The sequence below is a fragment of the Mesorhizobium sp. M2A.F.Ca.ET.042.01.1.1 genome, assembly GCF_003997405.1.
Taxonomy (GTDB): Bacteria; Pseudomonadota; Alphaproteobacteria; order Rhizobiales; family Rhizobiaceae; genus Mesorhizobium.
In genome coordinates, this window is record NZ_RZRX01000225.1 from 1 (window position 1) to 10,543 (window position 10,543).

A 10,543-nucleotide genomic window follows, 5' to 3' on the forward strand; every position below is an offset into this window, starting at 1 on the left:
GTCTGCCTGTCGCGATCAGCTACCGGGGGCTGCTGCTCCTGTCGGCGATGGCAAGGAACGCTGGTGAGGTCCTGACCAAATCCGAACTGCTGAACGCCGCCTGGCCGGGGACCGCAGTCGAGGAAAGCAATCTTTCGGTCCAGATCGCGTCCCTGCGGCGCCTTCTCGGCTCCATGGCAGACTCAAAAGAGTGGATCGCAACCGTTCCGCGGGTTGGTTACCGTTTTACCGGGTCGATCGAGAGGCTCGACGAGGCAGCAGCCACCCGAAATTCTGCGGAGCCTGAGCCCTCGATCGCCGTGCTCCCTTTCGCCAACCTGAGCGACGATGCCGAGCAGCAATATTTCGCCGACGGTCTGGCGGAAGATATCATCATGCGGCTGGCGCGGCTGCGGTGGCTTTTCGTCTGCGCCCGCAACTCGTCTTTCAGCTACAGGAACAAGGCCCTCGACGTGAAACAAGTCGGGCGTGAACTTGGAGTCCGCTACGTGCTGAGCGGCAGTGTCCGCCGCTCGGGTCAGCGGCTCAGGATCAGCGCCGAGGCGAGTGACACCTCCACTGGGCGCCAAGTATGGACAGAGCGGTACGACGTCCAGCTGGCTGATTTCTTCACGCTACAGGATCAGATCGCCGATAGCGTCATCGGTGCCGTCGAACCTAAACTCTATGCGGCAGAGCATCAGCGTTACATCAGCCGGCCTCCCGCCAGCCTGGACGCCTGGGGCTTCGTAATGAAGGCGATGCCTCACATATGGAGCTGGAGCTCGGAAAGCGAGCTCGCGGTCGCCGAGCAACTGCTACGCAGGGCCGTAGACGCCGACCCGGACTACCCGCGTGCCAATAGCCTGTTCGCCTGGACGATGGCTTCCCGGGTGCTGCTCGGATTGGCGGAGCCGGCCGAGGTTCTTCCGAAGGCGAATGAGATGGCTCAGCGAGCCATTGCGCATGATGCCGATGATCCTTGGACGCATTTCGCCGCCGGTTACGTGCACATGATGGCACGCCGAACGCAGGCGGCCGTCACCGCGCTAACCGATGCGATCACGCTCAATCCAAACCTGGCTATCGCACATGTCATTCTGGGCGCCGCTTACGGCTTTGGAGGAATGCCACAGGAGGGCCTGCACCATCTCGCGATCGCCGAGCGGCTTAGCCCGCGCGATTCCACGCAGCAGCCGGGAGTTTTGACCGTGACCGGGATGTGTCACTTCGTTGCCCAACGATACGTCGACGCAGCGAATTTCGAGCATCGAGCTGTGCAGCTTCGGCCACATTTTGGCGCTGCGTGGCGTACGCTGGCCGCCGCAGCAGCAATAGCAGGGAATCTCAACGAGGCGGCACATGCCCTTTCAGAAGCGAAGCGACTCCATCGAAAGCTGTCGGTCCAATGGGTAGACAAATATTACCCGATGGTCCGGGAACAGGATCGCGCCGCCTATATCGAGGGGCTGCGGACCGCCGGCCTCGAATGATATGGGCGTTTCGAGGAGCTGCCGGCCCAGCCTTAATCGCGTGCAAGACTGCTATAGCGCGCATTTGTGCTGATGTTCCGACAGGGAGGGATGCGCGGAACTCGATGCTTTACCTTATCCATCCTATCAGCCCACGTGAAGGGTGACGCCGCAGGCTCGAGCTATTCGGTGGATGTCGCAAGGAAGGTCACCTGTCCGCGCCAGCATCTCGCGCCTCATCTGCGAATGCGCGCATAATGCATAAGCGGCGCCTTATCGGCAAGCTGATCGTTGTAGGACGGAAATGCTGGCATCGGCATTCCACCGCAGATGTTGCCATCCCTCCCAGGGTCGGCAGCTCGTCGGGCTTGAGGCGTTGTTGCGGGCCTCGCCCGGCGAGTTTCAGCGGTCGCCGGTTAACCTATTCGGTGGAATGCATCGCACCCCAACTTGCTTGTGCCGTCAACTTGCGCGATTCTTGATCCGTGGGGGTGGTGGCTTGGGGAAGCGCCACGATGACATTTGTTGACTATTACGAGCTGTTGGAAATCAGCCCGAGAGCGACGTCTGATACTATCGAACGAATATTCCGCTACTTCGCCAAACGATACCATCCCGACAACCCAGAAACTGGCGATCAACGGCGCTTCAGCGATCTTGTAGAGGCGCACAACACGCTTAGAGATCCTGTCACCCGCGCGCAGTACGACATCCTCTACGGCGAATACCTAGGCCACAGCAATGAGTTGGCTCAAGAAGCGAGTGATCCCCGGGTCGTCGAGAAGGACACGATCGTCCAGACAAGAGTGCTCGCGCTGCTCTGCGCAAAGCGTCGGCAAGACGTCAATAATCCAGGCATTGGCGACGAAGAACTCGAGCGCTTATCGGGCTGCCCCCGCGAGCACCTGGAATTTCACCTTTGGTATCTTAAGGCGAAGGGTTTCATTGGCAGGACTGAGAACGGGACATTCGCCATCACCGTGCAGGGGATTGATCGGGCCTATTCGGAACAGCAGGATAGGAGGCCGATCACGGCAAGGCTGCTCGAGAACGCGGCTCGCTAACCCCCATGCGGGAAAGGTGGTCTGGTCTGCATCGGAACATTTTAGTGGTCCTGAATGTTCAAATCCTATGGACAGCCGAGACCTCACACCAGAACAAGCAAGAGCCGCCAGAGCTCTGTTGAATTGGTTGCGAGTGCGGCTCGCTGCCAAGGCCAATCTTGGCGAAATGGTTATCAACGAATTTGAAACCGGGCTCAGGAACCGACACCCCGCACTGCCGCGGCTATTCGAAATGCATTAGTGGTGGGGGGAATTGTCTTTGCGGCTGAAGGCGGCCCCTCATTGGTCCGCTCCGAAGGCGGAACTAGTAGGCACTATGCCGGCAACAGAAATTGGCGCCGCTGGAGAGCCAATGCCCCCAGCGAGTAGCGAAACCGGTGGAATGTAACCATCCGCTATCTTTATGCAGCCTCGCTAATGTGACCTCTGCAGCGGCCGAAGCTCCCTTACCGCCTCGGCTAAGGCCCGGCGGTTCAACCAACGCACCCCAACGCGGAACTGTCGGGCCGCTGGTTTGTTCGAGCATGCCCTTTGGGTCATGCACGAGCGGCGGCTTATCGGCAAGCGTCAGGCTCGCAAGCGCCATTCGGCGCCGCGGAAGAGAAGGCCGATTTCGGCTTCGGTCAGTGTGATCTGATAGCGCTGTTTTGATTGCTTCGAGTAGATGTCGTCAGCAACAATCGAGACGGTCACATCGCCGTTCTCATCGATCTGAACATCGTCGATCTGAAGTGGCGCTGAGTATATGCATTTCGGTGATCCTGGCTTCCGCCCAGGCTGAGTAGACAATCGCATGCGAGAGTATCCCCCTTGCCAGCAATTCGGCTGTTGCAAAATTGATGCCAGCAATTCGGTCCCGAGATGAGACAGGCTGTGGCTACTCCCTCGTCGTCCTTATGGATATGTGCCTCCTATTTGGGCAGAGGCGTATATTTGCGCGAGCCGAAGTCCCCCGGTTAGGCCCGGCGCTCACTGGCCTACCCCGTCAGCGTGCCGGGCCGCTTCCGACCTCCGTCGCCGACTGCGGATGTACCAGCGGCGACGGAGGAGGCCCTTGGCCTAAGGGCAAGGCGTCCAGCCATTCCGCTGCTCCGGCGCGTCACAGCATCGTTTGGAACTGCAGGTTCCGATCGTCGCGGCCGGCGCTGCGGCACTCGTGACAATAAATGATTTTCAGCAGATCCCAATGCCGGCCCTGCGTGGCCTTCAAGTGTGGATCCGCCTTCTTAGCGAGGCTCAGGTTCGCCGGATGTGTCACCTATCCGGAGGCGCCATCCGAGCTTTTGGTCCGACATAGCAAGGGAGCACTGCAGATCGGAAACGCGATCCGGTCGTTAGCTCCGGAGCGGACCCATGCACTTCGTGTTGGGACACTTGGCTCACGAGATGCCCCAATTCCGCTGGAGATGCGTGACAGAAAGTTCGAAAAGCATCCAGGGACCCCAGTCGATCGTGAAATGGAGAATTATCTAGCGGCCGCTTTGCGGCCGTCAGGGATGCTCTGCTTTCATTAGCTAGAACCCTGACAGAAGCCGATCTTCCGACCGGCGAGCGGTCAACACCGCACGCGAATTCTAGCAGCATGGTCTACTTCTGCCGGAACGCCGTGTGCAAAGACATCGTCAGTGGCGCCTTCTGGCTATTTACAGCTGTCTCCCGTGTCGGCCGGTTAGTCTAGGCACCTAATTCGGGAGCCAAAGGTCGCGACGTATGTCGCCGTTCTGTCTCCGCGAGCTCATCAGAGGCTTCCTCGACACCGCGTGCAGCAGCCCGTTCGAGCCAAATGCGAGCAGCAGCCGGGTCCTGATCGCCGGCAATGCCCCTGGAGAGATAGCGGCCAAGCATGAGTTGGGCATGTCCGTGGCCCCGTTCGGCGGCGGCTGCAAACCACTTCTGCGCCGCTCTGTAGTCGAGCGACACGCCCTGCCCGGTCTCATACAATGCGCCGATCGCGAACATCGCCCCGGCATGGCCTGCGGCGGCGGCTTGCTTGAAGAGATGTGCTGCGGCTATCAAAGAGCGTTCTCCGCCGCGGCCGTTGTAGAGCATTTCGGCAAGAGCCACCTGCGCATCGACGATGCCTGCCCTGGCCGCCCGCTCAAACCAGAGGCGGGCCTCCCTCTGGTCGGCCGCCATGCCCCGACCATCCTGGAGCATGCGGGCATACATGTATTGCGCCTCGGCCACGCCCTCGGCCGCGCGGGCTATCCAATGCGCTGCGCGCTCTTGATCCTTGCGCACACCAACGCCGTTGGCGAAGCAGAGACCGAGATTGAACGCAGCGACCAGGTCGCCCGATGACGCACTTGCCCCGAACCATCCAGCTACGCTGATTTCGTCATCTGGTTCGCCCCCACCGTCAAGAACCAGGTTTGCGAGATCAACCTGGGATTCGCGATTGCCGCTGGCGGCGGCGGCACGCAGCAAGCGTGCACCTTCCTCGGCGTCCTTAGCCACGCCATTGCCCGACAGATAGAGCGATGCCAAGGCCCGGGCGGCCGGTTGGTGGCCCGCATCCGCGGCCCGCCGGTACCACGTCGCGGCCTCGGCATAGTCCCGCTGGGGGTTGCCGGCATAGAGTTCGCCGACGCGATAAGCGGCATCGACATTTCCCGCCAGCGCGGCGCGGCGCATCCAGGCTTCCCCAGCGGCGGCATCCTGATCCACCAGGCTACCCTCGATCAGGGCTAGCGCGAGCCGGAATTGAGCGGATGCGTGCCCCTTCTCTGCGGCCTCTCGATAGAGTCTCTGAGCCGCTTCCAGATCGACGGGCACGCCCACTCCGTGCTCGCTGAGGATGGCAAGCAGATAGAGCGCCGTCGGCAGGCCGGCATTCGCGGCGCGCCGGACCTCGGCGGCAATCCTGGCTCGCTGCTCCGGTTGCCGCAGCCGGGCCAAGGAAAGGGCAAAGCCGAGGCATCCTTCAGGGCAGCCGGCCGCCGCGGACTTCTCGTACCAGCCATGCGCTGCATCGAGATCGCGCATCGCCTTGGGCCCTTTGCTCAGTATGTAGCCAATTAGTGCCTGCCCTGTTGCAGAGCCCGCCTCAGAGGCCTTCCGCGCAAGTTCGAGCGCTGCCGTGAAGTCTGGCTCTCGCGAGGAATCCCGTTCGAACAAGCCTTCGGAACCTGATTCCTTGCCTACAAGCCCTGCTATGAACAGCGCGGCAAGCAGCGCCTGCGCATCGGGACTGCCGCGATTGGCCGCTCGCCGCAGCCAACGCGCCCCTTCCGAGTGGCTCGGCGGGACGCCGATGCCCTCCAAGTAGCAACGGCCGACCCGATATTGTGCCTCCACAATGCCGGCGCCTGCCGCGATAGCCATCAGCGCAAATGCCTCCGCAAGCCTGCCGCTGTCGGAAAGCTGGATCGCCCGGCGAAGCGCCAGCGCGGGACGGAAGCGTCCAGTCAGGCGGTCGAGGATAGGCATCCTAGGGCTCCCGCATCGCTTCCTGTCCAATCGGCAGCATGGCGCCAAGCATGTATTTCAGCACTGTACGCCGGCCGACCCTGACATCGGCCGTGACAGGCATGCCCGGGGTGATCGCGAAACCGGCGGGCAGGCTGTGGAGGGCGACGTCGTCGATGGAAATCTGCGTTCGATAGAACTGATCGGTATCCGCTGGAAGCATGGCCAGCGAGCTGTTTGGATCGCGCGCCTGCTCCCTGGCCGAGAAGGAATCCGGGCTGACAGTGCGAACAGTGCCGCGGGCCATGCCATATTGCGAATAGGGGAAGGTATCGAATTTGATGGCCACGGGATCGCCGACATGGACGAAGCCGCTGTTGCGGCCGACGATGTTGGTCTCGACTTCAAGCACCGCATCGGCGGGGACCAGTGTGATCAAGCGCTCGCCGGACTGCAGAACCGCGCCGACGGAAACCTTGGCCACCGATTGGACCGTTGCGTCGGCCTCGCTCTTCAACTCCACCAGCTGCTTGCGCAGCTTCGCCTTGTTGAAAAGCTCGCGGGCGTCCGACATGCGCGAGTTGGCTTCCAACAAGCTCTGCGAGACGTCGGCACGCCAGCTTTGAATGTAGCCGTCACGCTCTGCACCAACTGCTGCCTGCTGGCGCTTGGCGGCCTCCGTCGTCTGCACGGCGTTAGCGAGCGATCGTGACATCTCCGCCGAATTGTCCTCGGCGAGAAGCGTGTTGAGACGGCTTCCCACCTGTCTTTCTTCGAGCTGCTGGCGCATCTTCTCGATCGACGCCGCGACGGCGAGCCGCTGCCGATAGCCGTCGGCATCGGACTGGGAGCGCGAGATGACGGAACTCAACTCGTCACGCTGCCGGTCGAAGCTTTCCAGCTTGGCATCGTAGACCGCCTTGCGCCGATCGAAGATCGAGGCCTGCAATGTCCAGCTTGGGTCCAGTCCATCGTAGCTGAACGGCTTGCCGTCGGCTTCCGCCCTCAGGCGCGCCACTTCGGCTTCGAGCGTGGTCACCTGGGTGGCTAGCGCAGCGAGGTCCGCCGAGGCGAAGGTGGCGTCGAGGCGCGCCAGCAATTGGCCCGCCTTCACACGCTGGCCCTCGCGCACCTCGATCGAGCGGACGATCGCAGTCTCCAAGGGCTGAACGATGATGTTGGGCGATTGCGAGACCACCAGCCCCCGTGTCGTGACGACCTGGTCGACAGGGATCAGCGCGGCAAGCGTGATCAGGGCGACGACCATGCTTGAGATGATCCAGACAATGCTGCGCGCGACCAACGGAATGGGCGCGTTGACCACCGCCGTCGACGGCCACTGGAATTCGAGGATGGCAGGCGCCGTCGGATCGCCTGCCTCTCGCCGGCGCCGGCGGGCAGGAAGGGTTGAATAGGTTGTGCTGCTCATGGCCGGCCCAACCTAAGCAAGCCGGGGCGGAACGGCCGCCAAGCGGCCGTGCCGACCGTCAAGATGTCGGTTTTGCTGCAGCCAAAGCTGGCGGTAGAGCGCACATCGTTCGAGCAGTGTCGCATGCGGCGCAACATCGAGCACCTTGCCCTGGTCCATGACCAGGATCTGGTCACATTCGGTCAGCGAGGCGAGCCGGTGGGAAACGATGATCATCGTGCGCCCGCTGGCGATTCGCATGAGATTAGCGCTGACCACAGCCTCGCTCTCCGGATCAAGCGCGCTCGTCGCCTCGTCGAGGATCAGGATGGTCGGATCATGGATCAGCGCGCGGGCGATTGCCAGCCGCTGCTTCTGGCCGCCCGAGAGGTTGGGTGAGCCCTCCTCGATATAGGTGTCGTAGCCGTTCGGCATGCGCTCGATGAACTCGGCGGCGCCCGCCAGTTGAGCGGCACGCATGGCGTCGGACAGCGTCAGGCCGGGACGGCCGGCGATGATGTTGTCCCGGATCGAGCCGCGGAACAGAAAATTGTCCTGGAGGACGACGCCCAGTCCCTGGCGAAGGTGACGAAGATTGATTTCCTTGAGGTCGACCCCATCGAGCTTGAGGAACCCGATATAGTCGCGATTGATCCCCTGCAACAGCCGGGCAATCGTTGATTTGCCCGAGCCGCTGCGGCCGACAATGCCGAACATCGTGCCGGCCGGAACGTCGAAGCTGACACGGTCGAGCGCTGGTGTTTTGGTGCCGATATAGCTGAAGGTCAGATCGTTGAATTTGATCTCGCCGACCAGCTTTGGCCGCAAACCGGCGGAATTGGAACTGCTTTCCAAGGGTCGGTTGAGGACCGAAGCGGTTTCGCCGATTGCCGCGCCGACCTCCTCATAGTCCTCGACCAGCCGCGCCAAGCCGACCAGCGGCTGGGCGACGCGCTGCGCGATCATCATGAAGGCGAACAGGCTGCCGACCATATAGCCCGACCCATCGCTCATCGCGAGATAGGCGCCGATCAGCATAGTGCCGAGGACCATGACACGTTCGATCGGCGTGACCAGGGTCTGCGGCCAGTTGGCCAGTTGCCCGAAGGCGAGACGCGCCTTACCGGCGTCGGCCACGCGTTCGTCCCATAGCGCCTTGCGCTGCGGCTCGAGACCGAGCGCCTTGACGGTCTTGATGCCGACGACGGTTTCGCCGAGCGCGGCTGCCTTCCAGGTCTCGGCGTCGACCACGCTCTGGTAGCGTCGGCGCAACGGCGCAAGGAAGGCGAAAATGATCGCCATGATCACGACGGCGCAGGCGAGCACCATCCAGGCGAGCGTCGCGTTGATGTAGAATATCACCGGGATCAGGACGCATAGCGTGATCAGGTCCAGGAACGTGCTGAGCAGCTTTCCGGTCAGGAACTCGCGGATGCGATAGATCTGCGCGAGGTGGTACATCGTCTCACCCGCCGGGTGACGCTCGAAATAGTCGAGAGGCAGACGCAGCAGCCTGCCGAAGACGTGCAGATTGAGCTTGGTGTCCAGGCGGGCGCCGACGACGTTGATGATCAGTCGCCGGGCGTGGCCGAGCAGCGTCTCGTAGGCGAAGACGACAGCGATAACCATGGACAGGAGGACCAGGGTCGAGACACTGCTGAACTGCAGCACCTTGTTGACCACGGTCATGACGATAAGGGGCGGCAGAATGGTGAGAATGCTCAGCGTGAACGAGGCGATGCCGATGTCGCGCAGCGGCCGGCTCTCGAGCCGCACCAGATCGATCAGCCAGGCGAAGGTGAATGGCGCGTCCGCCGCAACATAGGAGCGCTCCGCCCGCAACAGGATCGCCTCGCCCGACCATACCTGCAGCAGGCGGAGCTCGTCGATGGGCACGGCGTCAGCGTCATCGAGCGCATCAACGCCTCTGAGCAGAACGACATTTTGCTCGGCGCTCGCTCCGACGAGGAGACCGGCTCCGCCATCATCGAACAGCAGGACGATCGGACCAGTGTGCTCAAAGCGCAAAAGATGCGACCAGCGGATGCGGAGCGCGCGCGACCACATTCCGGCGTTCTGCGCCCACTGGGAGAGATCGGAGGCGTGTGGAACCGAGGCCGCGCTTGTCGCCCTGAACTCGTTCGGGTCGAGCTCGACGCCATGATAGCGGGCGACCTGCAGCATTGCCTTGAGGCGGGGCCCGATGCCGTCGAAGGCGGCCGGCCCGCCGGGGATCCGCTCCGCCGCGCTCTCAATCCTACCTTTGCCGTCCGTATTCGCCTCCACGTCCGCGTGGATCGGGACTGGCTGAGCTTCGGTGTTTCGAGGCACGCTCACCATGCACTCCCCCTGCGACCCACAAGCGAGGGTTCGAGGACGCTCCCGGCACACCGCCTCGGCCAGAGCTTCCGGCAAGTTCCATCATAGCCTGAACAGGCTTGGAGGACGAGCCCCTGGCCCCTGTCCTGGACGTGCGCATGCGGGCCCGGCGTTTTCGCAGGGTCCGCATGCATTGTTTTCGACCAACACTCAGCCATTCGGCTTCAGAATATCCTTCAAAGCCTTGTTCAGCGTGTCGTCGGTGTTGCCGTAGCCGGCACCCTGCTTGCCCTTGTCCGAAATCAGATCGGACGTCGCGCCGGACGGCTTATTCTGGTTCTGGCCAAAGCCCTTGACGGTGTTGAGAACGTTCAAGAGATCGGTCGTCGCCGAACCGACTGCCTGGCTGACGAGGTCCTTGAACGAACCGGAGCCGCCACTGCCGTCCGAGCCGGATTGCAGGAACTGCTTGGTGTCCGTCAGCCCCAGCGTGCTGGCCGTGACCGTGGCGTGCGGGCCGTTTCCGTTGCCCTGGCCACCGGCAGAGTTGCCCTGTCCCTGGTGCTCGCTGTTGTCGCCATTATTGTGGTCGCCGGAATTGCCTGGCGCGTCCTGTTCCCCGTTGCCGTGGCCGTTGTTGCCCTGCGGACCACCACCATGATCACCGGTCTCACCGCCAGGACCGGTTGCTCCGGTTGGGCCAGACGCTCCAGTCGATCCGGTTGCCCCGGTCGAGCCGGTAGCACCTGTCGAACCGGTCGCGCCTGTGGCTCCGGTCGAACCCGTGGCTCCGGTCGTGCCTGTGGCTCCGGTAGCGCCTGTGGCTCCGGTCGCGCCAGTTGCTCCGGTCGAACCAGTCGCTCCGGTCGCGCCCGTTGCTCCAGTCGCACCCG

At 62.6% G+C, this 10,543-nt stretch carries 6 protein-coding genes and 1 pseudogene; 2 read left to right on the forward strand and 5 right to left on the reverse strand.

Features of this window, described 5'->3' with window-relative positions; genetic code table 11:
* Nucleotides 1-1,472 (forward strand): winged helix-turn-helix domain-containing protein (locus EOA23_RS26535; protein ID WP_189341714.1); only part of this gene is annotated, 1,472 nt, incomplete at its 5' end.
* Nucleotides 1,473-1,966: 494 nt separating this feature from the next.
* Nucleotides 1,967-2,515 carry a J domain-containing protein gene (locus EOA23_RS26540; RefSeq protein ID WP_127306331.1) on the forward strand — a complete coding sequence of 183 codons (549 nt, stop codon included), beginning with the start codon at nt 1,967-1,969 and terminating at the stop codon, nt 2,513-2,515.
* Between the two features lie 567 nt (nt 2,516-3,082).
* Here the strand turns inward: EOA23_RS26540 and EOA23_RS36980 are convergent.
* The 5 genes and pseudogenes from EOA23_RS36980 to EOA23_RS35810 form a co-directional block, all read right to left on the reverse strand.
* A complete protein-coding gene (locus EOA23_RS36980) occupies nt 3,083-3,208 on the reverse strand; it encodes a hypothetical protein (protein WP_281058766.1) in 126 nt (41 codons plus the stop codon).
* Nucleotides 3,209-4,189: 981 nt separating this feature from the next.
* The gene (locus EOA23_RS26550; RefSeq protein ID WP_127306332.1) at nt 4,190-5,944 is read right to left on the reverse strand and encodes an SEL1-like repeat protein; all 1,755 of its coding nucleotides are present in this window, start codon (nt 5,942-5,944) and stop codon (nt 4,190-4,192) included.
* A 1-nt stretch (nt 5,945) separates the two neighbouring features.
* Nucleotides 5,946-7,352, reverse strand: coding sequence for an HlyD family type I secretion periplasmic adaptor subunit (locus EOA23_RS26555; RefSeq protein ID WP_127306333.1), 1,407 nt, complete (start codon nt 7,350-7,352; stop codon nt 5,946-5,948).
* Between the two features lie 12 nt (nt 7,353-7,364).
* Nucleotides 7,365-9,617: a peptidase domain-containing ABC transporter gene (locus EOA23_RS26560; protein WP_245474355.1), complete on the reverse strand. Its 2,253-nt coding sequence runs from the start codon at nt 9,615-9,617 to the stop codon at nt 7,365-7,367.
* A gap of 243 nt (nt 9,618-9,860) precedes the next feature.
* A pseudogene (locus EOA23_RS35810) lies at nt 9,861-10,543 on the reverse strand (hypothetical protein); the annotation flags it as partial.

Coding starts and splice junctions, on each gene's coding strand:
- EOA23_RS26540 (WP_127306331.1), top strand. CDS start 1,967: ATGACATTTGTTGACTATTACGAGCTGTTGGAAATCAGCCCGAGAGCG.
- EOA23_RS26550 (WP_127306332.1), bottom strand. CDS start 5,944: ATGCCTATCCTCGACCGCCTGACTGGACGCTTCCGTCCCGCGCTGGCG.
- EOA23_RS26555 (WP_127306333.1), bottom strand. CDS start 7,352: ATGAGCAGCACAACCTATTCAACCCTTCCTGCCCGCCGGCGCCGGCGA.